General features: G+C 73.6%; 21 protein-coding genes. 13 read left to right on the top strand and 8 right to left on the bottom strand.

Going from position 1 to position 26,268, the window contains the following annotated elements; translation table 11 throughout:
- Positions 1–822 (top strand): undecaprenyl-diphosphate phosphatase, encoded by an 822-nt coding sequence (locus GC157_01385; GenBank protein ID MBI1376130.1) that lies wholly within the window; start codon positions 1–3, stop codon positions 820–822.
- A gap of 9 nt (positions 823–831) precedes the next feature.
- Here GC157_01385 and GC157_01380 read toward each other — a convergent pair whose 3' ends face one another.
- Positions 832–1,854, bottom strand: a complete 1,023-nt coding sequence (locus GC157_01380; protein ID MBI1376129.1) for a magnesium transporter CorA — start codon at positions 1,852–1,854, stop codon at positions 832–834.
- 70 nt (positions 1,855–1,924) lie between these two features.
- Here GC157_01380 and GC157_01375 point away from each other — a divergent pair, with 70 nt between their 5' ends.
- The 5 genes from GC157_01375 to GC157_01355 all read left to right on the top strand — a co-directional run bounded on the left by GC157_01375 (position 1,925) and on the right by GC157_01355 (position 6,876).
- A complete protein-coding gene (locus GC157_01375; protein MBI1376128.1) occupies positions 1,925–2,635 on the top strand; it encodes an MSMEG_4193 family putative phosphomutase in 711 nt (236 codons plus the stop codon).
- A gap of 21 nt (positions 2,636–2,656) precedes the next feature.
- Positions 2,657–3,217, top strand: coding sequence for a DUF3090 family protein (locus GC157_01370; GenBank protein MBI1376127.1), 561 nt, complete (start codon positions 2,657–2,659; stop codon positions 3,215–3,217).
- A 5-nt stretch (positions 3,218–3,222) separates the two neighbouring features.
- The gene (locus GC157_01365; protein ID MBI1376126.1) at positions 3,223–4,050 is read left to right on the top strand and encodes an SCO1664 family protein; all 828 of its coding nucleotides are present in this window, start codon (positions 3,223–3,225) and stop codon (positions 4,048–4,050) included.
- A gap of 79 nt (positions 4,051–4,129) precedes the next feature.
- On the top strand, positions 4,130–5,368 hold the full coding sequence (locus tag GC157_01360) for a cysteine--1-D-myo-inosityl 2-amino-2-deoxy-alpha-D-glucopyranoside ligase (protein ID MBI1376125.1): 1,239 nt from the start codon (positions 4,130–4,132) through the stop codon (positions 5,366–5,368).
- 152 nt (positions 5,369–5,520) lie between these two features.
- Positions 5,521–6,876, top strand: a complete 1,356-nt coding sequence (locus GC157_01355; GenBank protein MBI1376124.1) for a diguanylate cyclase — start codon at positions 5,521–5,523, stop codon at positions 6,874–6,876.
- Positions 6,877–6,959: 83 nt separating this feature from the next.
- Here GC157_01355 and gnd read toward each other — a convergent pair whose 3' ends face one another.
- On the bottom strand, positions 6,960–7,976 hold the full coding sequence (gnd, locus tag GC157_01350; protein ID MBI1376123.1) for a decarboxylating 6-phosphogluconate dehydrogenase: 1,017 nt from the start codon (positions 7,974–7,976) through the stop codon (positions 6,960–6,962).
- A 187-nt stretch (positions 7,977–8,163) separates the two neighbouring features.
- On the opposite strand from gnd, the gene GC157_01345 reads away from it, so the two are divergent.
- Positions 8,164–9,783, top strand: a complete 1,620-nt coding sequence (locus tag GC157_01345; GenBank protein ID MBI1376122.1) for a glucose-6-phosphate isomerase — start codon at positions 8,164–8,166, stop codon at positions 9,781–9,783.
- 60 nt (positions 9,784–9,843) lie between these two features.
- Here the strand turns inward: GC157_01345 and GC157_01340 are convergent, their stop codons facing one another.
- Together GC157_01340 and GC157_01335 are read right to left on the bottom strand one after the other, a co-directional pair.
- Positions 9,844–10,260: a GNAT family acetyltransferase gene (locus tag GC157_01340; GenBank protein MBI1376121.1), complete on the bottom strand. Its 417-nt coding sequence runs from the start codon at positions 10,258–10,260 to the stop codon at positions 9,844–9,846.
- Positions 10,261–10,347: 87 nt separating this feature from the next.
- Positions 10,348–11,214 carry a PAC2 family protein gene (locus tag GC157_01335; GenBank protein MBI1376120.1) on the bottom strand — a complete coding sequence of 289 codons (867 nt, stop codon included), beginning with the start codon at positions 11,212–11,214 and terminating at the stop codon, positions 10,348–10,350.
- Positions 11,215–11,355: 141 nt separating this feature from the next.
- Between GC157_01335 and metH the strand changes: the two genes are divergently transcribed.
- Positions 11,356–14,886 carry a methionine synthase gene (gene metH / locus GC157_01330; protein ID MBI1376119.1) on the top strand — a complete coding sequence of 1,177 codons (3,531 nt, stop codon included), beginning with the start codon at positions 11,356–11,358 and terminating at the stop codon, positions 14,884–14,886.
- Positions 14,883–15,602 carry an HAD-IA family hydrolase gene (locus tag GC157_01325; protein ID MBI1376118.1) on the top strand — a complete coding sequence of 240 codons (720 nt, stop codon included), beginning with the start codon at positions 14,883–14,885 and terminating at the stop codon, positions 15,600–15,602. The genes metH and GC157_01325 overlap by 4 nt, the downstream gene beginning before the upstream one ends.
- 68 nt (positions 15,603–15,670) lie before the next feature.
- Here GC157_01325 and GC157_01320 read toward each other — a convergent pair whose 3' ends face one another.
- From GC157_01320 to GC157_01305, 4 genes are all read right to left on the bottom strand, one after another.
- Positions 15,671–16,084 (bottom strand): OsmC family peroxiredoxin, encoded by a 414-nt coding sequence (locus GC157_01320; GenBank protein ID MBI1376117.1) that lies wholly within the window; start codon positions 16,082–16,084, stop codon positions 15,671–15,673.
- 66 nt (positions 16,085–16,150) lie between these two features.
- Entirely contained in the window at positions 16,151–18,706 is a 2,556-nt protein-coding gene (locus GC157_01315) for an FtsX-like permease family protein (protein MBI1376116.1), read from the bottom strand.
- A gap of 3 nt (positions 18,707–18,709) precedes the next feature.
- Positions 18,710–19,453, bottom strand: a complete 744-nt coding sequence (locus GC157_01310) for an ATP-binding cassette domain-containing protein (protein MBI1376115.1) — start codon at positions 19,451–19,453, stop codon at positions 18,710–18,712.
- A gap of 65 nt (positions 19,454–19,518) precedes the next feature.
- Positions 19,519–20,535, bottom strand: a complete 1,017-nt coding sequence (locus GC157_01305; GenBank protein ID MBI1376114.1) for a DUF2800 domain-containing protein — start codon at positions 20,533–20,535, stop codon at positions 19,519–19,521.
- 77 nt (positions 20,536–20,612) lie between these two features.
- On the opposite strand from GC157_01305, the gene GC157_01300 reads away from it, so the two are divergent.
- From GC157_01300 to GC157_01285, 4 genes are all read left to right on the top strand, one after another.
- Positions 20,613–21,764 (top strand): site-2 protease family protein, encoded by a 1,152-nt coding sequence (locus tag GC157_01300; GenBank protein MBI1376113.1) that lies wholly within the window; start codon positions 20,613–20,615, stop codon positions 21,762–21,764.
- Positions 21,765–21,796: 32 nt separating this feature from the next.
- The gene (locus GC157_01295; GenBank protein ID MBI1376112.1) at positions 21,797–22,711 is read left to right on the top strand and encodes a tRNA (adenine-N1)-methyltransferase; all 915 of its coding nucleotides are present in this window, start codon (positions 21,797–21,799) and stop codon (positions 22,709–22,711) included.
- Between the two features lie 227 nt (positions 22,712–22,938).
- Complete coding sequence (gene arc / locus GC157_01290; protein MBI1376111.1) at positions 22,939–24,585, top strand: proteasome ATPase; 1,647 nt, start codon at positions 22,939–22,941, stop codon at positions 24,583–24,585.
- A gap of 103 nt (positions 24,586–24,688) precedes the next feature.
- Positions 24,689–26,209 (top strand): proteasome accessory factor PafA2, encoded by a 1,521-nt coding sequence (locus tag GC157_01285; protein ID MBI1376110.1) that lies wholly within the window; start codon positions 24,689–24,691, stop codon positions 26,207–26,209.
- Positions 26,210–26,268 lie beyond the last annotated feature (59 nt).

Here is a 26,268-nt window from a genome sequence, read left to right as displayed (position 1 = left end):
GTGAGCTACTTCGAGGCCCTCGTCCTCGGCATCGTCCAGGGGCTCACCGAGTTCCTGCCCATCTCCTCCACCGCCCACCTGCGGATCGTGCCGGCCCTCGTCGGGTGGGGGGACCCCGGTGCGGCGTTCACCGCCGTCGTGCAGCTGGGCACGATGGCCGCGGTGCTGGTGTTCTTCTGGCGCGACCTGTGGCGCATCGCGTCGAGCTGGGTGCGTGCGCTCTACCAGCCCGAGCCGCGCGGCACGCTCGACGTCCGGCTCGGCTGGTACCTCGTGTACGGCACCATCCCGATCGCGGTGCTGGGCCTGGCGTTCCGCAACCAGATCGAGACGGGCGCGCGCGACCTGCGCCTCATCGGGTGGGTGCTGATCCTGTTCGGCATCGTCCTCTGGGCGGTCGACCGCATGTTCCCGCAGCGCAAGACGATCGCGGACCTGCACCTGCGCGACGGCCTGCTCTACGGGTTGGCGCAGTCGCTGGCGCTGGTGCCCGGGGTGTCGCGCTCCGGGGCGACGATCACGGCTGGTCGCGCCCTCACCTACACCCGGGCCGACGCCGCGCGCTTCTCGTTCCTGCTCTCCGTGCCCGCGGTGGTGCTCTCCGGGCTCTTCGAGGCGCGCAAGGTGGGCGAGGCGGGCGGTCCCGCCTGGGGCCCCACAGTCCTCGCCACCCTGGCCGCCTTCGTCGTCGGTTACGCGTCCATCGCGTGGCTGCTGCGCTGGCTGGGCAGCCACTCGATGCTGGTGTTCGGCGTCTACCGCGTCGCGCTCGGGGCGCTCGTGCTGGTGCTGGTGTACGGCGGTCACCTCGCCGCGACGTGACGCGGGCTCCTAGAGCCAGCCGCTGCGCTTGAACGCGCGGTAGAGCAGCAGGCAGATCACGAGCATCAGGGCGAGGGTGACCGGGTAGCCCCACGGCTGGTCGAGCTCGGGCATGAACTTGAAGTTCATGCCCTCGATGCCGGCGATCATCGTGGGGACGGCGGCGATCGCGACCCAGGCCGAGATCTTGCGCATGTCGTCGTTCTGCTGGACGGCCTGCCGCGACCGCGAGGCCTCGAGCACGGTGCCGAGCAGGGCGTCGTGCTGGGCGGACTGCTCCTGCACCCGCAGCAGGTGGTCGCCCAGGTCGCGGTAGTAGGGGGCGAGGTCGTCGGGGATGGCCACGAGCTGCTGGCCGATGAGCCGGTCCGCGACGGGGCGCAGCGGGTCGAGCGCCCGGCGGACCTCGAGGTTCTCCCGCTTGAGCTTGTAGATCGTCGGCGCGTCGTCGGTGCGCTCGGGCGAGAACACCTGCTCCTCGATCTGCTCGATGTCGATGGCGAGCTCGTCGACCACCGCCTGGTAGCCGTCGACGACGACGTCGAGGATCCCGTGCAGCACGGCCATCGGTCCGCAGCGCAGCATGTCCGCGTCGCTCTCGAGCTGCGTGCGCAGCCGCGAGAGGTCGCCCGGCTGGCCGAGCCGCACGGACAGGACGTAGGAGGGGCCGACGAAGACGGCGATCTGGCCGGTCTCGACGTCGGAGGTGGCGTCGACGTAGCCGAGCACCTTGAACACCGCGAACACGTGGTCGCCCTGCACCTCCACGCGGGCGCGCTGGCCGATGGACATGGCGTCCTCGACCTGGAGCTCGTCGATCCCGAACACGCCGGCCGCCCGCTCGAACTCCGCCAGCGCGCAGTCGCGCAGCCCGAGCCACACGAAGCTGTCCGGACCGCCGTCGCGGGCCTGATCCCACGCGCGCCGGAGCTCGGGCACCTTCTCCCGGCTCAGGCGCGTGCCGCGCTCGACCGTCGTCACCAGGTCGTGGCGCGGCTCGCCGTCGCTGTAGAGCCCGAAACCGCGGATCACGGCCCCATCGTGTCAGCACCCAGCGGTGACGCGGCGTGCCGCGCCGCGTGGCACGCCGTAGGGTCGCGCTGTGCCCACGGTGATCCTGGTCCGACACGGCCGCACCGCGGCGAACGCGAGCGGCGTGCTGGCCGGCTGGACCCCCGGGGTGCACCTCGACGACGAGGGACGCCGTCAGGCCGCCGCGGTGGCCGAGCGGCTCGCACCGGTGCCGCTCGCGGCCGTCGTCACCAGCCCGCTCGAGCGCACCCGCGAGACGGCGGAGGCCATCCTCGCCGTGCGTGAGCAGGCTCCGCCGCTGCACGTCGACGAGCGGGTGGGGGAGGCCCGCTACGGCGACTGGACGAACCGTCCGCTGAAGTCGCTGGCCAAGGACCCGATGTGGAAGGTGGTCCAGTCGCACCCGAGCGCCGCCGTCTTCCCGGGGCCCGAGGGGGAGTCGCTCGCCCAGATGTCCGCACGCGCCGTGGGCGCCGTGCGCGACTGGGGCGCGCGGCTGGCGCAGCCCGGCGCCCCGGACCCCACGTTCGTCGTGGTCTCCCACGGCGACGTCATCAAGGCCGTGCTCGCCGACGCCCTGGGCCTGCACCTCGACGGGTTCCAGCGGATCACGGTGGACCCGTGCTCGGTGAGCGTCGTCCGCTACACCGACCTGCGCCCGTTCGTGCTGCGCACCAACGACACCGGCGGCGACCTGTCCGGCCTCGTGCCCCGGCCCTCGCGCCGCCGCACGCGCCGGCCGTCGTCGGACGCCGCCGTCGGTGGGGGCGCCGGGTCCTGACCGCCGGGATAGGGTCTCCGGGTGGCGCGACAGGTCTTCCTCTTCGACCAGCCCGACCGGTTCGTCGCCGGGACGGTGGGTCAGCCGGGCGAGCGGCAGTTCTACCTGCAGGCGCGCGACGGCGCGCGCGTCGTGAGCGTGGCGCTCGAGAAGCAGCAGGTGCAGGTGCTCGCCGAGCGGGTCGACGGCCTGCTCGACGAGGTCGTGCGCCGCTCGGGCGGCGACACCACGGTGCCGGCGACGGCGCCGCTGGGCAGCGACGACCTCGAGCCGCTCGACATGCCGGTGTCCGAGGAGTTCCGCGTCGGGGCGATGGCCCTGGGCTGGAACGGCGACACCGAGCTGGTCATCATCGAGGCGCACGAGGTGGTCGAGGACGAGGACGACGTGCCCGACCTCGAGGAGGACCCGGACGAGGGCCCGCCCGTGCTGCGCGTGCGGCTGTCCGGCGCGCAGGCGCGCGCCTTCGCCAAGCGGGCGCTCGCGGTGGTCTCGGCGGGGCGCCCGCCCTGCCCGTTCTGCAACCTGCCGCTCGAGCCCAGCGGCCACGTCTGCCCCCGCGCCAACGGCTACCGGCGCTGACCGTCGTGCTGGCCACCGACGAGCTGCTCGAGGTGCTCTCGCGCGGCGACCTCACCGTCGAGGGCCGGCTCGTCGACGCCAGCAACGCCACGCTGCTCGGCACGGTGCGGCTCTCCGGCGTCGAGGTGCGCTGCGTCTACAAGCCCACCGCGGGGGAGCGGCCGCTGTGGGACTTCCCCGACCGCACGCTGGGGCTGCGCGAGGTGGCCGCGTACGAGGTCTCCGCGGCGCTCGGGTGGCACCTCGTGCCGCCGACCGCCTGGCGCGACGACGGCCCCTTCGGCGCCGGGATGGCGCAGGCGTGGGTGTCCGGTCCTGACGGCGAGGAGGTCCCGCTGGGCGGTGGGCTCGTCGACGTCGTGGAGCGCGGCGCCACACCGGCGGGCTGGCGCGAGGTGCTCGACGCGCACGGCGCGGCCGGGCAGCCCGTCACCCTCGTGCACGCCGACGACCCGGACCTGCGGCGCATGGCGGTGCTCGACAGCATCCTCAACAACGCCGACCGCAAGGGCGGACACGTGCTGCGCGGCGTGCTGCAGCCGGGCGCCGAGGTGGCGACCTTCGGCGTCGACCACGGGGTGACGTTCAGCGAGGACGAGAAGCTGCGCACGGTGCTGTGGGGCTGGGCGGGCGAGCCCCTGGACGCCGAGGCGCTCGACGACCTGGAGCGCCTGCGGGACGCGCTCGACGGCGACCTCGCCGTGCGGCTCGCCGAGCTGCTCACGCGCCGCGAGCTCACCCGCACCCGCCAGCGGGTGACCCGGCGCGTGCGCGAGGCGGCCTACCCGCTCCCGGGCGACGGCTGGCCGTCGCTGCCCTGGCCCGCCTTCTGACCGCGTGCGCCGTCGCCGCGCCGAGCCCCCCGGTGCGGCTCGCCGGGCGCGACGCGGGGCCCGGCATAGGATCGCGGGCATGCACTCGTGGCCCCGTCCGGACGTCCCGTCGCTGCCCGGCCGGGGCCTCCCGCTGCGCCTGCACGACACGGCGTCCGGCGAGGTCCGCGCGACGGCGCCCGGGCCGGTCGCGCAGATCTACGTCTGCGGCATCACCCCCTACGACGCCACGCACATGGGGCACGCGGCCACGTACGTCGCGTTCGACCTCGTCCAGCGCGTGTGGCTCGACTCCGGGCACGACGTCGCCTACGTCCAGAACGTGACCGACGTCGACGACCCCCTGCTGGCGCGCGCGCTGGAGACCGGTGACGACTGGATGGAGCTCGCCGACCGCGAGACCCAGCTCTTCCGGGAGGACATGGAGGCCCTCGAGGTGCTGCCGCCGCAGCACTACGTGGGTGCGGTGGAGTCCATCCCCGCGGTGCTCGACTACATCGGCAAGCTGCAGACCGCCGGCGCGGTCTACGACGTCGACGGCGACCTGTACTTCCGCGTGCACTCCGACGAGCGGTTCGGCTCGATCGCGAACCTGTCCGCCGAGCAGATGCTGCGCGTGTTCGCCGAGCGCGGCGGCGACCCCGACCGGCCCGGCAAGGAGCACCCGCTGGACTGCCTGCTCTGGCAGCGGGAGCGCCCGGGCGAGCCGGCCTGGGACAGCCCTTACGGGCGCGGCCGGCCGGGCTGGCACATCGAGTGCTCGGCGATCGCGCTGGACCACCTCAGCTCGCCGCTGGACGTGCAGGGCGGCGGCAGCGACCTCGCGTTCCCCCACCACGAGATGGGTGCCGCCGAGGCGCAGGTGGCCACTGGTCAGTGGCCGTACGCGCGGCACTACACGCACGCCGGGATGGTGCGCCTCGACGGCGAGAAGATGAGCAAGTCGCGCGGCAACCTCGTGTTCGTCTCGCGGCTGCGCGGCGCCGGTGTCGAGCCCGCCGCGATCCGGCTGGCGATCCTCGCCCACCACTACCGCGAGGACTGGGACTGGACCGACGAGGGCCTGGCCGCCGCGCAGCGCCGGCTGGCCGCCTGGCGCGCGGCGGTGAGCGCGCCGCTGGCGCCGTCGGCGCAGGGCGTGCTCGACGGCGTCCGGCGCCACCTCGCCGATGACCTCGACGCCCCGGGCGCCCTCGAGGTGGTCGACCGCTGGGCCGAGGAGACCCGCGTGCGCGGCGGAGGGCCGGGGGCGCAGGACGCGTCCGCGGGAGCGCTGGTCTCGGACGTGGTGCGCGCGCTGCTCGGGGTGCGGGTCTGACGTGACCCTCGCCGCGACCCGCACCTGGGGGTGGGTCGCATCCCCCAAGGTTCGGGGGTCCTACGACCCGCCGTGCGAAGTCCTCGCGCCGGGACCTGCCGAGCCCCTAGCGTGTCGGGAGTCGGGGTCGGGGTCGTGGGAGAACGGGCTGTGTGGTGAGTGACGTCCGCTGGTCGACGAGTGCGACCGAGACGCTGCGCGACGCAGCCGTGATCGACCTGCGCGACGACAGCGCCGTCGTCGTCCTGGACTCCACGGGTGCCGTGGTGGGCGCCGACGACGGCGCGGCGACGCTGCTCGGCGTCGAGTCGCAGACACTGCTCGAGCGCGCACCCGGTGGCGGGCTGCGCCTCGTCGGCACCGACGGGCACGTCCTGACCGGTCGCGAGGACCCGGTCGTGCGCGCCCTCGAGTCCGGCCTCCCCGTCGTCGGCGAGGTGGTGGGCGTCGAGCCGGCGTCACCCACGACGACCGGGCGCTTCTCGTGGGTGGAGGTCGCCGCCTACCCGGTGCGCGACGCCGCCGGGGCCGTGGCCGGGGCCACCACCACGTTGCGCGACGTGTCCGCGACCGAGGTGGGCCGCCGGGCCACCGCCTCCGTCCTCCACGCGCTGCAGCAGGTGTCCCGCGCCTACGCCGAGGACGAGGCGCGGTTCCGGCTGCTCGCCGAGAACTCCGCGGACGTCGTCATCCAGGCCGACGTCACCGGCCGGTGGGTGTGGGTGTCGCCGTCGGTGCGCGAGGTGCTCGGGTGGGAGCCCTCCCAGGTGCTCGGCCAGTCGTTCGCGCCGCTGCTGCACCCCGACGACCGCGAGCGCGCGAACGACCTGCGACTGGCTGCGCTGGCGGAGGACAGCACCGGTGTCGCCCCGAGGCTCGAGCTGCGCTACGCCACGGCCGACGGCGGCTGGCGCTGGATGAGCGCGTTGTCGCGCCCGCTGCGCGACCCCGCGGGCCGCACCGTCGGCAGCCTCACCGCCCTGCGCGACATCCAGGACGAGGTCGACAGCCGCGAGGAGCTGCGCTACCTCGCCGGGCACGACGCGCTCACCGGTCTGCTCAACCGCGACGCGGCGCTGCGAGCGCTCGACCGGGCTCTGCGCCGCACCCGGGAGTCCGAGCGGTGGCTCGGCGTGCTCTACGTCGACGTCGACCACTTCAAGGACGTCAACGACACCTACGGCCACCCCGCCGGCGACCGCCTCCTCGTGGAGGTGGGGCACCGCCTCACGGCCGCGCTGCGCGACACCGACGTGGTGGCGCGCCTGGGCGGCGACGAGTTCCTCGTGATCCTCACCTCGCTGCGCGAGCCGGTGAACGCCGAGAAGCGGGCCCACGCGCTGCTCGGCGCCGTGGGCGAGGACGACTCGGGCGGCCTGCCCAACACCACCGTCAGCATCGGCCTCGTGACCGACGACGGCACCGGCGAGGCGGGCGGCATCCTGGCCGCCGCCGACGCCGCCCTCTACCGGGCCAAGCAGGCCGGCCGCAACCGCGTCTCCCAGTAGAACCCCGTCGTTACTGCCCGAATGACCGGAAACCGCAACGGTTTCCGGTCATTCGGCGTGTAACGACGCAGCGGCTGGGGGTGTCAGGCCTGCTTCTCGTGGTGGCCGCCGAACTGGCGGCGCATCGCGGAGAGCACCTTGTCGCCGTACGTGGCGTTGCCGCGGCTGGAGAACCGCGCGAACAGCGCCGCCGAGAGCACCGGGGCGGGGATCCCCTCCTCGACGGCGGCGATCGCGGTCCACCGGCCCTCGCCGGAGTCCGACACCCGGCCGGAGAACCCCTCGAGCTCGGGCGACTCGTGCAGCGCCCCGGCCGTGAGGTCGAGCAGCCACGACGCGACGACGGACCCGCGGCGCCACACCTCGGTCACCGCCGGCACGTCGATCTGGTACTGGTAGAACTCCGGGTGCTCGAGGGGAGCGGTCTCGGCGTCCTTGTCCCGCGCGCGCATCCCCTCGTCGGCGTTCTGCAGGATGTTGAGGCCCTCGGCGTAGGCCGCCATGAGGCCGTACTCGATGCCGTTGTGCACCATCTTGACGAAGTGGCCCGCGCCCACGGGGCCGCAGTGCAGCCAGCCCTCCTCCTCGGGGGCCACGTCGCCGGTGCGCCCGGGCGTCCGGTCGGCGGCCGCGACCCCGGGGGCGATGGACCGCCAGATGGGGGCGAGCCGCTCCACGGCGACGTCGTCGCCGCCGATCATGAGGCAGAAGCCGCGCTCGAGGCCGAAGACCCCGCCGGACGTCCCGCAGTCGACGTAGTGGATGCCGCGCCCGCCCAGCTCCTGGGCGCGACGGATGTCGTCGCGGTAGTAGCTGTTGCCGCCGTCGATCACGGTGTCGCCGGGCTCGAGCGCCTCGGCGACGCCGGCCACCGTGGTCTCGGTGATCTCGCCGGCCGGCACCATCACCCAGACGTTGCGCGGCGCGTCCATGCGCGCGGCGAGATCGGCGTACGACGTGGCGCCCACGGCGCCCTCGGCCACGAGGGCCGCCACGGCGTCCGGGTTGACGTCGTACACGACGCACGTGTGCCCGTCGCGCATCGCCCGGCGCACGAGGTTCGCGCCCATGCGTCCGAGTCCGACCATGCCGAGCTGCATCGGGGAGTCCGTGGCCATGGTGCGCGCCCTCCGGGTCGCTGGGGCGGCGGTGCCGCCGCTGGTGGTGGCCCTCGCGGTCCTCGCTAGGGTCGTACTGCGAGGTTAGGGGACATCCGACGTCCTCGGGCCACGGGGCGAGGAGGACGTCGTGGGCGCAGCATCGGGGACGTCGTGGGACCGAGGTCCGGTGGCCGCGTCGGCCGCCTGGGCCGCGCTCGCGGAGCACCGGGCGCAGTGGGGCGACCGCACCATCCGCTCGCTGTTCGCGACCGACGTCGGCCGGGCGTCGCGCCTGACCGTCGACGCCGCAGGTGTGCACGCCGACCTCTCGAAGCACCTCGTCACCGACGAGACGCTGCGGCTGCTGGTGCGCCTCGCCGAGGAGCGCGGCCTGCCCGAGCGCATCTCCGCGATGCGCAGCGGCGCACGCATCAACACCACCGAGAACCGCTCCGTGCTCCACGTGGCCCTGCGCATGCCGCGCGGTGAGAGCCTCGTCGTCGACGGGGTCGACGTCGTCGCCGAGGTGCACGCGGTGCTGGACCGCATGGCGGCGTTCTCCGAGCGGGTGCGCTCGGGCGACTGGCGGGGCAGCACCGGACGCCGGATCAGCGCGGTGGTCAACATCGGCATCGGCGGCTCGGACCTCGGGCCCGTGATGGCCTACCGCGCGCTGCGGCACCGGTCGCGCCGCGACATCGCGTTCCGGTTCGTCTCCAACGTCGACGGTACGGACATCGTCGAGGCGACCGGCGACCTCGACCCGGCCGAGACCCTGTTCATCGTGTCGAGCAAGACCTTCACCACCCAGGAGACCATGACCAACGCGCTCACGGCGCGGTCGTGGCTGCTGGCCGGACTGGGCCCGGACGCCGACGTGTCGAAGCACTTCGTGGCGGTGTCGACCAACGCCGCGGAGGTCGAGCGGTTCGGCATCGACACCGCGAACATGTTCGGCTTCTGGGAGTGGGTGGGCGGCCGCTACTCGATGGACTCCGCCATCGGGCTCTCGCTCATGCTGGCGATCGGTCCGGAGGCCTTCCACGAGATGCTGGCCGGGTTCCACGCGATGGACGAGCACCTGGCCGGTGCCGACCTCGACCGCAACCTGCCGGCCCTCATGGGGCTGCTCGGCGTCTGGTACCGCGACTTCTGGGGGGCGCAGGCGCACGTGGTGCTGCCCTACGAGCAGTACCTCGAGCGGTTCCCGGCGTACCTCCAGCAGCTGACCATGGAGAGCAACGGCAAGTCGGTCACGCTCGGCGGCGAGCCCGTCGGCGTCGACACGGGCGCCATCTGGTGGGGTGAGCCGGGCACCAACGGCCAGCACAGCTTCTACCAGCTGCTCCACCAGGGCACGACCCCCGTGCCCGCGGACTTCCTGCTGTTCGCGCAGCCGGTCAACGCCGTCGGCGACCACCACGACAAGCTGGTCTCCAACGTGCTCGCGCAGGCGCACGTCCTCGCCTTCGGCCGCACGGCCGACGAGGTCCGCGCCGCCGGCGTCCCGGAGCACCTCGTGCCGCACAAGGTGATGCCGGGCAACCGGCCGTCCACCACCCTCATGCTCGAGCACCTCACGCCGTACGCCCTCGGCTCCCTCGTCGCGCTCTACGAGCACGTCGTGCTGACCCAGGGGGTGGTGTGGGGCGTCGACTCCTTCGACCAGTGGGGCGTGGAGCTCGGGAAGGAGATGGCCGGACGCCTGCTGCCGGCGCTGACCTCCGACGACCTCCCCGACCTGTCCGCCTTCGACGCCAGCACCGCCGCCCTCGCGCTGCGCTACCGCGCCCTGCGCGACCGCTGACTCGCACGGCCCGGTGCCCTCCGGCGGCTCGGGGTCCGCAGGGCGCCGCTCGCGCCGGGGTCACGCGTCGAGGAACCGTCCGAGCACGACACTGTCCTGGTCGACGTAGCCGAGGCGCTCGTAGAAGCCCACCACCGCGGCGTTCGAGCTGCGCACCATGAGCTGGATCTTCGGCACGCCCTGCGCGCGCACCCAGTGCTCGCACGCGCGCATCAGCTCCCGGCCGACCCCGTCGCGCTGACGTCCCGGGCTCACGGCGAGGTAGTAGACCCAGCCGCGGTGCCCGTCGTGGCCGACCATCGCGGTGCCGACCAGGCCCCCCGACGCGTCGAGAGCCGCGAGCACCGTCGACGTCGGCCCGTCGAGGGCGCGGCGCAGGTCGGCGTCCGGGTCGTTCCAGGGACGGGTCAGTCCGGTCTCGTGCCAGAGGCCGACCGCCTGCGCGTGCAGGTGGTCGGGGAGGTCGACGATGCGCACGGCGCGACCGTAGCCGCACCACGGCCCGGCCGTGCTCGGGCGTGACCGCCGGCAGCGCCCGGGTGCCCTGGAACCGGGGACGGAGGGTCAGGCCTTGGGGGGCTCGGAGGCGCGCCGGCGCAGGTAGCGCTCGAACTCGCGGGCGATGGCGTCGCCGGAGGCCTCGGGCAGCTCCGCGGTGTCCACGGCCTCCTCGAGCTGGCGGACGTACTGCGCGATCTCGTCGTCCTCGCCGGCCAGCTCGTCGACGCCGATCTGCCAGGCGCGGGACTCCTCCGGCAGGTCGCCGAGCGGCACCGGCACGTCGAGCAGGTCCTCGACGCGCGCCAGCAGCGCCAGCGTTGCCTTCGGGCACGGCGGCTGGGCGACGTAATGCGGCACTGCCGCCCACAGGGAGACCGCGGGGATCCCGGCCTCCTGGCAGGCGTCCTGGAGCACGCCCACGATCCCGGTGGGCCCCTCGTACGTCGACGGCTCGTAGCCCAGGCGCAGCGTGAGGTCGCGGTCGCTCGAGGTGCCGGAGACCGGCACGGGCCGCGTGTGGGGCGTGTCGGCGAGCAGGGCGCCGAGCGTGACCACCATCTGGACGCCGAGGTCGCGCGCGGCCCCGAGCAGCTCCTGGGTGAAGGACCGCCAGCGCATCGACGGCTCGATCCCGTGCACGAGCACGACGTCGCGGGTGGCCAGCGGGATCCGGGCCACGGACAACCGGGTGGTGGGCCAGGTGATCGAGCGGACGCCGTCCTCGATCACGACCTCCGGCCGGTTCACCTGGAAGTCGTAGTAGTCCTCGGGGTCCATCTCGGCGATCTGGGTAGCCGACCAGACGTCCTCGAGGTGCAGCACCGCGCCGCTGGCGGCGTCGCCGGCGTCGTTCCAACCCTCGAAGGCGCAGAGCATGACGGGGTCGACGAGGTCGGGGAGCGCGCCGGGCAGGCCCTCGTACTCGATCACCGGTCACCCTCCGCACCGAAGCCGGCGCCCGGCCGCCTCCGGCGGGCCCGGGCCTCCGCCCAACCTACGCCAGCGGGCGGGCCGCTGCGCCAGTGCCGCGCGGACGGTCCGGCCCGGTGCGGCCGATAGGCTGATGCCCCTATGGCCGCCTCCTCGCACGACCCCGCCCGCGCCGCCGCGCTGCGCGCCGCCCTGGCCTCCCGCGTGGTGGTGGCCGACGGCGCCATGGGCACGATGCTCCAGGCCCACGACCTCAGCCTGGACGACTTCGAGGGCTACGAGGGCTGCAACGAGATCCTCAACGTCACCCGGCCCGACGTCGTGCGCGCGGGGCACGACGCCTACTTCGCCGTCGGGGTCGACGCCGTCGAGACCAACACCTTCGGGGCCAACCTGGCCAACCTCGGCGAGTACGGGATCGCCGGGCGGATCGAGGAGCTGGCCGAGGCCGGCGCCCGTCACGCTCGCGAGGTGGCCGACTCGTACTCCGCGCCCGGCCGGCCGCGCTGGGTGCTGGGCTCGGTGGGCCCGGGCACCAAGCTGCCGACGTTCGGGCACGCTCCCTACGCCCAGCTGCGCGACGCCTACCAGGCGCAGGCCCGCGGCCTGATCGCCGGCGGGGCCGACGCGATCATCGTCGAGACGGCCCAGGACCTGCTCCAGGCCAAGTCGGCCGTCGTCGGCGCGCGTCGTGCCCTGGCGGCTGCCGGGGCCGACCTGCCCCTCATCGTCTCGGTCACGGTGGAGACCACCGGCACGATGCTCGTGGGGTCCGAGATCGGCGCCGCGCTCACGGCGCTCGAGCCGCTCGGCGTCGACATGATCGGCCTCAACTGCGCGACCGGCCCGGCGGAGATGAGCGAGCACCTGCGCCACCTCGCGCGCCACGCGCAGGTGGGGCTGTCGTGCATGCCCAACGCCGGCCTACCGGTGCTCCAGGGCGACGGCGCGCACTACCCGCTCACGCCGGAGCAGCTCGCGCAGGCGCACGACGCCTTCACCCGCGAGTACGGGCTCGGCCTGGTCGGAGGCTGCTGCGGCACCACCCCCGAGCACCTGCGGCTCGTGGTCGAGCGGGTGCAGGGCCGCGAGGTCGCCGACCGCCAGGCCCGGCGCGAGGCCGGCGCGTCGAGCATCTACCAGCACGTGCCCTTCCGTCAGGACACCGCCTACCTCTCGATCGGCGAGCGCACCAACGCCAACGGCTCCAAGGCGTTCCGCGAGGCGATGCTGGAGCAGCGGTGGGACGACTGCGTCCGCATCGCGAAGGACCAGATCCGCGACGGCGCGCACCTGCTCGACGTCTGCGTCGACTACGTCGGGCGCGACGGCGTGGCCGACGTCCGCGAGGTGGTCGGCCGGCTCGCCACCGCCTCCACGATCCCGCTCGTGATCGACTCCACCGAGCCGCCCGTGGTGGAGGCCGCGCTCGAGCTGCTCGGCGGCCGCGCGGTGGTCAACTCCGTGAACTACGAGGACGGGGACGGCCCCGGCTCGCGGATCCGGCAGATGATGCCGATCGTCGTCGAGCACGGCGCGGCGGTGGTCGCGCTGACCATCGACGAGGAGGGCCAGGCGCGCACGGCCGAGTGGAAGGTGCGCGTGGCCGACCGCCTGGTGCGCGACCTCGTCGGCACGTGGGGCATGCGCCCCGAGGACATCCTGGTCGACTGCCTCACCTTCCCGATCGCGACCGGTCAGGAGGAGACGCGCCGCGACGGGCTCGAGACCATCGAGGCGATCCGCGAGCTCAAGCGGCTGCACCCGCAGGTGCAGACCACGCTCGGCGTCTCCAACGTCTCCTTCGGGCTCAACCCCGCGGCCCGGGTGGTGCTCAACTCGGTCTTCCTCCACGAGTGCGTGCAGGCGGGCCTGGACTCCGCGATCGTCCACGCCTCCAAGATCGTGCCCGTCTCGCGCATCCCCGACGAGCAGCGCGAGGCCGCGCTCGACCTCGTGCACGACCGCCGTCGCTACGACGAGGCCGGCGTCCTCGTGCACGACCCGCTGTCGCGGTTCCTGGAGCTCTTCGAGGGCGTCGACGCCGCGGAGCTGGCCAGGGCCCGCGCCGACGAGCTGCTCTCGCTCCCGCTCGAGGAGCGCCTGCAGCGCCGCATCGTCGACGGCGAGCGGCGCGGCCTGGAGGACGACCTCGACCTGGCCCTCGTCGACCACTCCGCCCTCGAGATCGTCAACGACATCCTCCTCGAGGGCATGAAGACGGTCGGCGACCTGTTCGGCCGCGGCGAGATGCAGCTGCCGTTCGTGCTGCAAAGCGCCGAGGTCATGAAGACGGCCGTCGCGCACCTCGAGCCCCACATGGAGCGCAGCGGCGACGAGGGCAAGGGCACGATCGTGCTCGCCACGGTCAAGGGCGACGTCCACGACATCGGCAAGAACCTCGTCGACATCATCCTGAGCAACAACGGCTACGACGTCGTCAACATCGGCATCAAGGTGCCGGTGAGCGAGATCATCGAGCAGGCCGAGCAGAACGGCGCCGACGTCATCGGCATGAGCGGCCTGCTCGTGAAGAGCACGCTGGTGATGCGCGAGAACCTCGAGGAGCTCAACCTGCGCGGCGTGGCGCAGAAGTACCCGGTGCTGCTGGGCGGGGCCGCGCTCACCCGGGCCTACGTGGAGCAGGACCTCGCGGAGATCTACCAGGGCGAGGTGCGCTACGCGCGCGACGCGTTCGAGGGGCTGCGCCTCATGGACGCCGTCATGGGCGTCAAGCGCGGCGTGCCGGGGGCGGCCCTGCCGGAGCTGCGCGGCCGGCGCGTGACGTCCGCGACCGTGCGTCCCGACGAGGTGGCCGTCGGCGACCTGCCGGCCCGCTCGGACGTCGCCGTCGACAACCCGGTCCCCACGCCGCCGTTCTGGGGGTCGCGCGTGGTGCGCGGTCTCCAGCTGGCGGACTACGTGGGCTACCTCGACGAGCGCGCCACGTTCCTCGGCCAGTGGGGGCTCAAGCCCGGCCGGGGTGAGTCCGGGGCCACCTACGAGGAGCTGGTCGAGACCGAGGGCCGGCCGCGGCTGCGCATGTGGCTCGACCGCATCCACACCGACGGCCTGCTCGAGGCCGCGGTCGCCTACGGCTACTTCCCGTGCTGGTCGGAGGGCGACGACCTCGTCATCGCGCACCACGAGGGCGAGCTGGCCGGCCAGGAGCGGCTCCGGCTCACCTTCCCCCGCCAGCGGCGCGACCGGCACCTGTGCCTGGCCGACTTCTTCCGTCCACGCGAGTCGGGTGAGACCGACGTCATCGCCTTCCACGTCGTGACGATGGGCAACCGCGTGGCCGAGGCCACCGGCAAGCTGTTCGCCGAGAACGCCTACCGCGACTACCTCGAGCTGCACGGACTGTCGGTGCAGCTCACCGAGGCGCTCGCCGAGATGTGGCACGCACGCGTGCGCGACGAGCTCGGCTTCGGCGGCGACGACGACTCCGACATGGACACCCTCATCGCGAAGCAGGGCTACCGCGGCTCCCGGTACTCCTTCGGCTACCCGGCCTGCCCCGACGTCGAGCAGCAGGCGGCGCTGGTCGAGCTGCTGGAGCCGGGGCGCATCGGCGTCCAGCTGTCCGAGGAGTTCCAGCTGCACCCCGAGCAGTCCACCTCGGCCCTGATCGTGCACCACCCCGAGGCGAAGTACTTCAACGCGACATGACCGGGCCCGTGCCGGGCGCCGGGCCGCTGCTGCCCGCCGCCGTGCTGTTCGACATGGACGGCCTGCTCGTCGAGACCGAGCACATCTGGTACGCCGCGGAGACGCGGATCATGGAGGCATTCGAGGTCGACTGGGGTCCCGAGCACCAGGCCGCGCTCGTGGGCGGCCCGGTGGAGAAGGCCGTCGACTACATGGTCGAGCACGCGGGCGAGCCGCACACCCACGCCGAGGTGCTCGCGATGCTCGTCGCCTCGATGGAGCGGCTCATGCGCACCGAGCCGGTGCACTGGCGGCCCGGCGCCCGGCGGCTGCTGCTGGCCCTCGAGCAGGCGGGGGTGCCCTGCGCCCTGGTGTCCGCCTCGTGGCGCAACCTGGTGGACGCCGTGTGCGACGCGGTGCTGCACGAGGTCGGGCACGGGGTGTTCGCGACGACGGTGGCCAGCGGCGAGCTGCCGCGCACCAAGCCGTTCCCCGACCCCTACCTGCTCGCGGCCGAGCGGCTCGGCGTGGAGCCGGCGCACTGCGTCGTGCTCGAGGACTCGCACACGGGCGTCACCGCCGGGATGGCGTCGGGCGCCCTCGTCGTGGGCGTCCCCTCGCTCGTGCCGATCGAGCCGCAGGCGGGCCTGCGCGTGGTGGGCTCGCTGGAGGACCTCACCCCGGAGCTGCTCGGCGCGTGGTCGCACGAGTGGGCGCCGCGGGCCGCGGCGCGCTGAGCGGCACCCGCGCGGAGACCCTCGACGACCGCGGGGCGCGGGTCAGGGGAGGCGGCAGCGACGCGACGTCAGTCCTCGAGCACGCGCACGGACTCGAGGCGGACCTCGGTGCCGCGGCGCAGCGACTCGGGGATCTCGGCGATCCGGTCGACGTGGCGCACCAGCTCCTCGAGGTCCGCCCGCGGGGCGGGGCCGCCCACCTCGACCTCGTACCCGATGCCGGTGGACACCGCGGGGTCGCCGGCGAACGCGCCGTGCGCGGTGACCACCACGCGGGTCAGCGCGATACCGCGTGCGGCCGCCTCGCGGAACAGGTCGTTCGAGACGCACCCGGCCACCGCCAGGTGCAGCAGCTCGCCGCCGTTGAAGCCGTGCCCGCCGCCGCCGGCCGCCTCCGGCCGGTCGACCACGACGGTGAAGGGTCCGGCCGATCCCACGGCGGTGACGGAGCCGTGGACGTTGCGGACCTCGACGTCGAACACGGGGACCTCCCTGGCGTGGCGGCGGGACGACGCCGACACCGTCTCACGCGGCGGCGCCGCCCCGGGTCACTCCGAGGCGACGGCGCGGATGACGTTGAGGCGGGCGGCGGTGAACGCCGGCCACAGGGAGGCCAGGACGCCGCCGACGACGGCCAGCACCAGGAACTGCACGATCTGGCCACCCGGCACCGCGAGGCGGGTGATGCCCTGCGGCTCCAGCACCTTCTGGAGCAGGGCGCCGTAGGCCAGCCCGAGCCCGATGCCGATGACGGCCCCGAGCACCGCGATGAGCACGGCCTCGAGCACGACCATCCGGCGCACCTGCGGGCGGCTCGTGCCCACGGCGCGCAGCAGGCCCACCTCCCGGCGGCGCTCGTGCACCGACAGGGCGAGCGTGTTGACGATCCCGAGGAAGGCCACGATCACCGCGAGCGCGAGCAGGGCGTAGATGAACCCGAAGACCTGGTCGAACTGGCTGTTGATCTGGTCCTTGAGGCTGGTCTGGTCCTGCACGGTCACTGTGGGGTTGCCGGCCAGCTCGGCGTCGAGCGAGGCGCGCACCGCCGCCGGGTCGCCGCCGGGCGCCACCTTCACGTAGACCGCGGAGTCGAGCTCGCGGGCGCCGATGGACATCAGCGTCGGGATGCTCGTGATCCAGCCCGTGTAGGGCCCGGCCTGGGTGTAGACCGCCGCGAGCTCGACGGTGGAGGAGCCGTTGACGAAGGTGGCCGGCACGCGGTCGCCCACGGCGAGCCCGAGCGAGGCCGCGGTCTTGTCGTCGACGGCGACCTGGCCGAGCGCGAGGTCCGAGATCGAGCCGCTGACCATCGTGAGGTCGACCACGGTGCCGAACTGGTCGGTCTGCACGCCGGTGAGCAGGGACTTGTCGTCCTTGACCTGGATCGGCACCTGGCGCACGAAGGTGACGGCCGACGTGCCCGGGGTGTCCTTCACCGCCTGGTAGACCTCGGGGGAGAAGGGCTGGAACTTGGCGCCGAACACGATGTAGTCGGCGCCGATCGTGGTGTCGATGACGTCGGCCACCGAGGCCTTGGTCGAGGACGCGATGACGCCGATGGCGGTCATGAGCGCCAGGCCGATGGCCAGGGCGCTGGACGTGGCGGCCGTCCGACGCGGGTTGCGCCGGCCGTTCTCGCGCGCGAGCCGGCCCACCACCAGCCGGGAGAAGGGCCAGCCCATGACGAGCAGCGCGCCCCGGCCGACGATCGGGGCGACCGCGATCACGGCGACGAGCGCGCTGAGCGCCGACAGCCCGGCCAGCTGGGCGGCTCGTGTGGCGTCGTCGGGCGTGGCCAGCGCCCGCTGCGCCAGGAGCACCGCCAGCACGAGCAGCACCGCGCCGATGACGCTGCGCGTCACCAGGGACCGCTGGGGCAGGGTGACCTCGTCGCGCATGGCGGCGACCGGGGGCACCACGGCGGCGCGCCGGGCCGGCACGTAGGCGGACACCAGGGTGACGAGCACGCCCACCACGAGCGACACGACGACCGTGCGCGCCTCGATCACCAGCGGGCCCGAGGGCAGGTCGGCGCCGAACCCCTTGAGCAGCAGCCGCAGCCCCTGCGAGACGCCGATGCCGCCCACGACGCCGAGGGCGGCGGCGAGCAGCCCGAGCACGACCGCTTCTGCCAGGACCGAGCGGCGTACCTGGCCCCGGCTGGCGCCCACGGCCCGCAGCAGCGCGAGCTCGCGCGTGCGCTGGGCCACGAGCATCGAGAACGTGTTGAAGATGAGGAAGACCGCGACGAACAGCGCGATGAAGGCGAACGTGAGCAGGAAGACGTTGATGAACTGGAACGCCGTGGCCAGCCGGTCGGCGATGTCGGCCTGGCGCTGGGCGCCGGTCTGGGTGCTCGCCTGCGGCGGCAGGACGGCCTGCACCCGCTGCGCCAGCACGTCCTGGGAGACGCCGGGCGCGGCGCGCACCGAGATGCCGGTGACGCGGTCCTGGCCCGGTCCGAGCAGCACCTTCTGCGCCGTCGGCAGGTCGAAGGACGCGTAGGTGCCGCCGTCGCTGCCCGAGATGCCGCGGGTGAGCAGGCCCACGACGGTGAACGTGCCGCCGGACGCCGGGCCCTCGATGCGCACCTGGTCGCCCACGCCGACGCCGGCCGCCTGCGCGGTGGCCTCGAGCAGCGCGACCTCGGAGCCCCCGCGCGGGGCGCGGCCGGTGGTGATCGAGATCGGGCTGATCGCCGGGTCCGGGACGAACGTGCCGCCCCGGGCGGGCGTGCCCTCGCGGCCGACGACGGTGCCGTCCTTGCCGATCACCAGCACGGCGTCGCCGCCGACCGTGCCGTAGGCGGCGGCCACGCCGTCGACGGCCGAGACGGTGGCGACGAGCGAGCCCGGCAGGGTGGGCACCTGGTCGTTGGTGGCCGGCCCGCCGCCGCCCTCGCCGCCCTGGCCGCCGAGCGCGGTCTCGACCCGCACCTGGACGTCGGGCTGCGGCGCCTGGAACAGCGCGTCGAAGGACCGCTTGAGCGAGTCGGTGAAGATGTAGGTGCCGGCGACGAAGGCGACGCCGACCACCACAGCGACGAGGGTGAGCGCGAGCCGCAGCTTGTGCTGCAGCAGGGAGCGCAGGGACGCGCGGAGCACCGCTCAGCCCCGGCTGGCCTCGAACGCCTTCATGCGCTCGAGGACCCGGTCGGCGGAGGGGTCGGTCATCTCGTCGACGATGCGGCCGTCGGCGAGGAAGAGCACGCGGTCGGCGTAGGACGCCGCCCCCGGGTCGTGCGTGACCATGACGATCGTCTGGCCGAACTCGTCGACGCTGCGGCGCAGGAAGCCGAGCACCTCGGCACCGGAGCGCGAGTCGAGGTTGCCCGTGGGCTCGTCGGCGAACACGATCGTGGGCCGGCTGGCCAGCGCCCGGGCGCAGGCGACGCGCTGCTGCTGACCGCCGGAGAGCTCGCTGGGCCGGTGGCGGAGGCGGTCGCGCAGGCCCACCGTGTCGATCACGGTGTCGAGCCAGGCCTGGTCCGGGCGGCGCCCGGCGATGTCGAGGGGCAGCGTGATGTTCTCCAGCGCCGTGAGCGTGGGGACCAGGTTGAACGCCTGGAACACGAAGCCGACGGAGTCGCGCCGCAGCCGGGTGAGGGCCCGGTCGGAGAGGGCGGACAGCTCCACGTCGCCGATGAAGACCTCGCCCTCGCTGATGGAGTCCAGCCCGGCGAGGCAGTGCATCAGCGTGCTCTTGCCCGAGCCCGAGGGGCCCATGATGGCGGTGAACCGGCCGGTCTCGATCTCGACGTCGACCGCGTCGAGCGCGGTGACCCGCGTGTCGCCGGAGCCGTAGACCTTGGTGAGCGCGACGGCTCGGGCGGCGGAGGTCACGGGGGTCACGCTAACCCGACGCGCCGTGGCGGCGCCTGTCCCGTCCCCAGGGCTAGGGGAGCCGGCAGGACGGGTCAGGAGACGTCGTCGGCCGCGACGGGCTGCTCCTGCGGGAGGGCCGCCGGCGGGGCGAGCCGCACGGGCACCGGGCCCGGCAGCGGCGGCGGGGTGCCGCCGAACGCCGGGCAGCGCACCTGGTGGTCGCACCAGTCGCAGAGCCGGGACGGGGAGGGACGCCAGTCGCCGGTCTCGTGGGCACGCAGGATCGCCGCCCACAGCGCGCGCACCTTGCGCTCGGTGGCGACGAGGTCGGCCTCGTCCGGCGCGTAGCGCAGCACGTGCTCGCTGCCGAGGTAGAGCAGCTGGAGCAGCCGCGGCACCACCCCGGTGGCCCGCCAGAGCACGAGCGCGTAGAAGCGCATCTGGAACAGCGCCTTCTGCTCGTACCCCTCGCCGGGGGCCTTGCCGGTCTTGTAGTCGACGACGCGGGTCTCGCCGGCGGCGTTGCGGTCGAGCCGGTCGACGTAGCCGCGCAGGACGAGACCGTCGTCGAGGGTCGTCTCCACCCGCAGCTCGCGCTCGGCGGGGTCGAGGGTGGTCGGGTCCTCGAGGCGGAAGTAGGCCTCGAGCAGCGGCTGCGCCGTCGCGAGCCATGCGGCGGCCTCGTCGGCCGACTCGAACAGCTGCTCGGCCAGCCCCGGCTCCGACTCCTGCACGGTGTCCCACGCGTGGGGGAGCAGCTCCACGGCCTGCTCGAGCGTGCGCCGGCCGGGCGGCAGGTCGAACAGGTCCTCGAGGACCTGGTGGACCACCGTGCCCCGCACCGCGACCGGGCTGGGCCGCTCGGGGATGCGGTCGACCGTGCGGAAGCGGTAGAGCAGCGGGCAGGTCATGAAGTCGCCCGCCCTCGAGGGCGAGAGGCTGGCGACCAGGGCCGGTCCGGTCTCCCATGCCTCGGCGGGGTCCACCGCCGCGGTTGCGGACCCCGACGGGGGACCGGTCGGCGGGGTCTGCGTCGACGCGGTGGCGTCCGGGTCCGGCGCGACCGGTGCCGCGGCGGCCAGCGGGTGCTCGACGGCGGGCTCGGCCATGCGGGCACCTTACGGCGCACCGGTGACACGGGCCCTCGCCCCGCCGTCGCGGCGGGCGGTGCGCTTAGGGTGAGGCGATGAGCAGCGAGAGCGCCGTCGAGCCCGAGGGGCCCGCGGGCACCCGGGGCGGCACGCTGGGCTTCCGGCTCGGGAGCGTGCCGGTGCTCATGCCGTGGAGCACGCTCGTCGGCATCGGCATCATCGCGTTCCTGTGGCTCGACTCCTTCCAGATCGACCCGAGCCAGCCCACTCAGGCCCTGGTGCTCGCGCTGGTGTTCGCCGTGCTCTTCTACGCCTGCATCCTCGGCCACGAGCTCGCCCACGCCTGGGCGGCACGGCTGGCCGGCTTCCCGGTGCGCAGCATCACGCTCTGGGCCCTGGGCGGCTACACCTCCTACGAGCGTCGCGAGCCCTCCCCGGGCCGCGAGGCGCTGATCGCGGCGTCGGGGCCGATCAGCTCGGTGCTCATCGGGGTCGCCTGCAACGCGGCGGCGTCCGCGACGTACTACGGCGACCTGCGGGTGTACGTCGTGCTGCACGCGCTGGGCTTCTCCAACGTCATCCTCGGCATCTACAACGCGCTGCCGGGGCTGCCGCTCGACGGGGGAGCGGTGCTCAAGGCCGTCCTGTGGGGCGTCACCCGAGACGAGCGCCGCTCCACCGTGGTGGCCGCGTGGGCCGGCCGCGTGGTCGCCGTCCTGGTGTTCCTCGTCCCGCAGTACCTGGTCTGGCGGCGCGGCGGTGCGCCGGACCTCGGGTCGATCCTCATCGGGCTGCTCATCTCCAGCTACCTGTACTCGGGCGCCTCGCAGGTGCTCGCCCAGGCCCGGATCGCGGGCCGGGTCCCCACGCTGTCCGCGCGCGAGCTCGCGGTGCCCGCCGTGGCCATGGCGCACGACACCCCGCTGTCGGAGGCGCTGCGCCTGCGCGAGGAGGCCGGGGCCCGCTCGATGGTCGCGATCGACTCCGAGGGCCGCCCGCGCGGCGTCTCGCAGGAGTCCGCGCTCGCGGCGGTGCCGGCCGAGCGCCGGCCCTGGGTCCCGCTGTCGTCGGTGTGCGTCAACCTCGACGCCCGTGCGGTCCTCGTCGGCGACCTGCGCGGCGAGGACCTCATCAACGCAATGCTCGCGATCGAGGCCCCGCAGTACCTCGTCATCGACCCGCAGGGCGGGTGGTACGGCACGCTGGCGCGGGCCGACGTCGAGCGGGTGCTCGCCGGCCACCGGTAGCCGGCGTCGCCACCCGCCTATCCTTGGCCGCCATGACGACGCCTCCCGCACCCACGGGTGCCGACATGCGCCGGGGCGAGCTGCGCGAGGGCGACCGCGTGCAGCTCACGGACCCCAAGCGTCGGATGCACACGATCACGCTGGGCCGGGGCCGGTCGTTCCACACCTCCAAGGGCGCCATCGAGCACGACGCCCTCATCGGCCGGCCCGAGGGGATCGTCGTCACGTCCACGCAGGGGGTGCCCTACCTGGCGCTGCGCCCGCTGCTGTCGGACTTCGTGCTGGCCATGCCGCGCGGCGCGACGATCGTGTACCCGAAGGACGCCGCCGCGATCGTGGGCCTCGCCGACGTCTACCCCGGCGCCCGCGTGCTCGAGGCCGGGGTCGGGTCCGGCGCGCTCACCTGCTCCCTGCTGCGCGCGGTCGGCGACACGGGCCGGGTCTCGTCCTACGAGCGGCGCGCCGACTTCGCCGAGGTCGCGGCCTCGAACATCGAGCTGTTCTTCGGCGCCCCCCACCCGGCCCACACGCTGACGGTCGGCGACCTGACGCCCACGCTGCGGGCCCGGCGCAGGGAGGGGCACGACCTCGAGTTCGACCGCGCGGTGCTCGACATGCTCGCGCCGTGGGACTGCATCGACGTGGTGGCCGAGTCGCTGGTGCCCGGCGGGGTGCTGGTGGTCTACGTCGCTACCACCACGCAGATGTCGCGCACGGTCGAGGCGCTGCGCACCGACGGCAGGTGGACCGAGCCGCACGCGCAGGAGACCCTGCTGCGCACCTGGCACCTCGAGGGGCTGGCCGTGCGCCCGGACCACCGGATGAACGGCCACACCGGCTTCCTCGTCTCCACCCGCCGGCTCGCGGACGGCACCGTGCTCCCGCCGCGGCGCAGCCGGCCCGCCAAGGGCGCCTACGGCGAGGACTACGAGGCCCCGGCCTCCTGACGCGCGGCCCCCGCTCCCGCACCTGGCGGCGTCGCCCTGCGCCGGGCCCGTCCCGCCGCGCGGGACGGCGGCGCCGCGACCGGAGTCCGGGCGCCCCCGGAACGTGCGCTCGGGACGGGAACAGGTCGCGTGTTACGGCTGGGTTGCGACTCGCGCGGGCCCGCTTACCGCGAGCGCCCCCGCGCCCGACGTGGGTAGGGTCGAGCAGAGCCGGGAGGTGATCGCACGTGAGCTACTCCGACGACCGCGCACAGGACCTGCGCGTCTCCGCCCTGCAGGCCGAGCTGGCGGCGGCGACCGCCCAGAACCAGCGACTGGTCGCCACGCTGCGCGAGGCGCGCGACCAGATCGTGGCGCTCAAGGAGGAGGTCGACCGCCTCGCCGAGCCACCCAGCGGCTACGGGGTCTTCCTCGAGCGGCTCGAGGACGGCTCCGTCGACGTGTTCGCCTCCGGCCGCAAGATGCGCGTGGTCGTCAGCCCCGACGTCGACGCCGAGTCGCTGCGTCCCGGCCAGGAGGTCGTGCTCAACGAGGCCATGAACGTGGTCGCCGCCCGGGAGTTCGAGCGCCACGGCGAGATCGTGATGCTCAAGGAGCTGCTCGAGGACGGCGAGCGGGCCCTGGTCATCTCGCACTCCGACGAGGAGAAGGTGGTGCGCCTCGCCGCGCCGCTGCTCGGGAGCAGCGTGCGCCCGGGCGACTCCCTGCTGCTGGAGCCGCGCTCGCAGTACGTGTTCGAGAAAATCCCCAAGGCCGAGGTCGAGGAGCTGGTCCTCGAGGAGGTCCCGGACATCGACTACGCCGACATCGGCGGCCTCGCCTCCCAGATCGACGCGATCCGCGACGCGGTCGAGCTGCCCTACCTGCACGCGTCGCTGTTCCTCGAGCACAAGCTGCGCCCGCCCAAGGGGATCCTGCTCTACGGCCCGCCGGGCTGCGGCAAGACGCTCATCGCCAAGGCCGTGGCGAACTCCCTGGCCAAGAAGGTGGCCGAGGTCGAGGGGCGTCCCGAGGGCCGCTCGTTCTTCCTCAACATCAAGGGCCCCGAGCTGCTCAACAAGTACGTCGGCGAGACTGAGCGGCACATCCGGCTGGTGTTCCAGCGCGCCCGCGAGAAGGCGTCCGAGGGCATGCCGGTCATCGTGTTCTTCGACGAGATGGACTCGCTGTTCCGCACGCGCGGCACCGGTGTGTCCAGCGACGTCGAGAACACGATCGTGCCCCAGCTGCTCAGCGAGATCGACGGCGTCGAGAGCCTCGAGAACGTCATCGTGATCGGCGCCTCGAACCGCGAGGACATGATCGACCCGGCGATCCTGCGGCCAGGCCGCCTCGACGTGAAGATCAAGATCGAGCGTCCCGACGCCCAGGGTGCCGGCGACATCTTCTCGAAGTACCTCACCCCGGACCTCCCGCTGCACGCCGACGACCTCGCCGAGCACGGGGGCGACGCGGCGGCCACCTGCGCCGGGATGATCCAGCGCGCGGTCGAGCGGATGTACACCGAGAGCGAGGAGAACCGGTTCCTGGAGGTCACCTACGCCAACGGCGACAAGGAGACCCTCTACTTCAAGGACTTCAACTCCGGCGCCATGATCGAGAACATCGTGAGCCGGGCCAAGAAGATGGCGATCAAGGACCTGCTCGACACCGGCCAGCGCGGCATCCGCGTGCAGCACCTGCTGGCCGCCTGCGTCGACGAGTTCCGCGAGAACGAGGACCTGCCGAACACGACCAACCCGGACGACTGGGCGCGCATCTCCGGCAAGAAGGGCGAGCGCATCGTGTTCATCCGCACCCTCATCCAGGGCAAGCAGGGCACCGAGGCGGGGCGCAGCATCGACACGGTGGCGCCCACCGGCCAGTACCTCTGACGCCGGCCGTGCCGCTGCCCGGCCGCCCGGGCCGGCAGCCGCGCGTCCGCGCGTCGGTCGCGCGGGTGGCGCCGCCCGCGGCGGGGCGACGTACGCTCGTGCCATGACCGTGCACCGCGTCATGGGGATCGAGACGGAGTACGGGATCTCCGTCCCGGGCCACCCGCACGTCAACTCGATGCTCACCAGCTCTCAGGTGGTCAACGCCTACGGCAGCGCCGTCACGCTGCCGGCCCGGCTCCAGGCGCGGTGGGACTACGACGAGGAGACGCCGCTGCGCGACGCGCGGGGGTTCGACCTCACCCGCGCCGAGGCCGATCCCACCCAGCTCACCGACGAGGACCTCGGTCTCGCCAACCTCATCCTCACCAACGGGGCCCGCTTCTACGTCGACCACGCGCACCCCGAGTACTCCAGCCCCGAGGTCACCAACCCGCTCGACGCCGTCGTCTGGGACAAGGCGGGGGAGCGCATCATGGCCCGCGCGGCGGAGCTGGTCACCCAGATCCCGGGTGCCAACCCGGTGAACCTCTACAAGAACAACGTCGACAACAAGGGCGCGTCGTACGGCACCCACGAGAACTACCTCATGCGCCGCACGACCCCGTTCGCCGACATCGTGCGGCACCTGACGCCGTTCTTCGTCTCCCGCCAGGTGGTCACCGGGTCCGGCCGCGTGGGCCTCGGGCAGGAGGGGCGCCGGCACGGCTACCAGCTCTCGCAGCGCGCCGACTACTTCGAGGTCGAGGTCGGGCTCGAGACCACGCTCAAGCGCCCGATCATCAACACCCGCGATGAGCCGCACGCCGATCCCGAGAAGTACCGGCGGCTGCACGTCATCGTCGGCGACGCGAACCTGGCGGAGGTGTCGACTTACCTCAAGCTCGGCACCACGTCGCTCGTGATCGCGATGGTCGAGGACGGCTTCCTCGACCTCGACCAGGTGATGGACAACCCGGTGCGGGAGATGCACGAGGTCTCCCACGACCCGGGCCTGCGCCACCTCGTCACCATGAGGTCGGGCCGGCGGATCACCGCGGTGCAGATGCAGCTGGAGTTCCTCGAGCAGGCGCGCAAGTACGTCGAGGACCGCAGCGGGTCCGACGTCGACCCGCAGACCGCCGACGTGCTCGACCGCTGGGAGTCCGTGCTCACCCGGCTCGAGACCGACCCCATGCTGCTCAAGGGCGAGCTGGACTGGGTCGCGAAGCTGTCCGTCCTCCAGGGCTTCCGCGACCGCGACGGGCTCGACTGGGACAACGCCCGGCTGCACCTCGTGGACCTCCAGTACAGCGACGTGCGTCCGGACAAGGGCCTGGCCCAGCGGCTCATGGCGCGCGGGGCGCTGGAGCGCCTCACCACCGACGAGCAGGTCCGCGCCGCGGTGGTGACGCCCCCGACCGACACCCGCGCGTGGTTCCGCGGGGAGTGCATGCGCCGCTACCCGGAGTCGGTCGCGGCCGCGTCCTGGGACTCGGTGATCTTCGACGTGCCGGGGCACGAGGCGCTGCAGCGCGTGCCCACCCTGGAGCCGCTGCGCGGCACGCAGGCGCACGTGGGCCGCCTGCTCGACGGGTCGCCCACCGCGCGCGACCTGCTCGCCGCGCTGCACCGCGAGCCCTGAGCGGGCGTCCGCGGCACCCGGCGGGTCGCCGGGCCTCGTCCGGCGGGCGTACGGTCGCG

Source organism: Frankiales bacterium, assembly GCA_016125335.1.
Lineage (GTDB): Bacteria > Actinomycetota > Actinomycetes > S36-B12 > CAIYMF01 > Longivirga.
The sequence above is the reverse complement of the archived record's forward strand: the minus strand, read 5'-3'. Positions and strand labels throughout refer to the sequence as shown.

What these genes read in the sequence shown, in the direction of transcription:
- GC157_01360 (MBI1376125.1), top strand. Translation starts at nt 4,130, where the DNA reads ATGCACTCGTGGCCCCGTCCGGACGTCCCGTCGCTGCCCGGCCGGGGC.
- gnd (MBI1376123.1), bottom strand. Translation starts at nt 7,976, where the DNA reads ATGCAGCTCGGCATGGTCGGACTCGGACGCATGGGCGCGAACCTCGTG.
- metH (MBI1376119.1), top strand. Translation starts at nt 11,356, where the DNA reads ATGGCCGCCTCCTCGCACGACCCCGCCCGCGCCGCCGCGCTGCGCGCC.
- GC157_01325 (MBI1376118.1), top strand. Translation starts at nt 14,883, where the DNA reads ATGACCGGGCCCGTGCCGGGCGCCGGGCCGCTGCTGCCCGCCGCCGTG.
- GC157_01305 (MBI1376114.1), bottom strand. Translation starts at nt 20,535, where the DNA reads ATGGCCGAGCCCGCCGTCGAGCACCCGCTGGCCGCCGCGGCACCGGTC.
- GC157_01300 (MBI1376113.1), top strand. Translation starts at nt 20,613, where the DNA reads ATGAGCAGCGAGAGCGCCGTCGAGCCCGAGGGGCCCGCGGGCACCCGG.
- GC157_01295 (MBI1376112.1), top strand. Translation starts at nt 21,797, where the DNA reads ATGACGACGCCTCCCGCACCCACGGGTGCCGACATGCGCCGGGGCGAG.
- GC157_01285 (MBI1376110.1), top strand. Translation starts at nt 24,689, where the DNA reads ATGACCGTGCACCGCGTCATGGGGATCGAGACGGAGTACGGGATCTCC.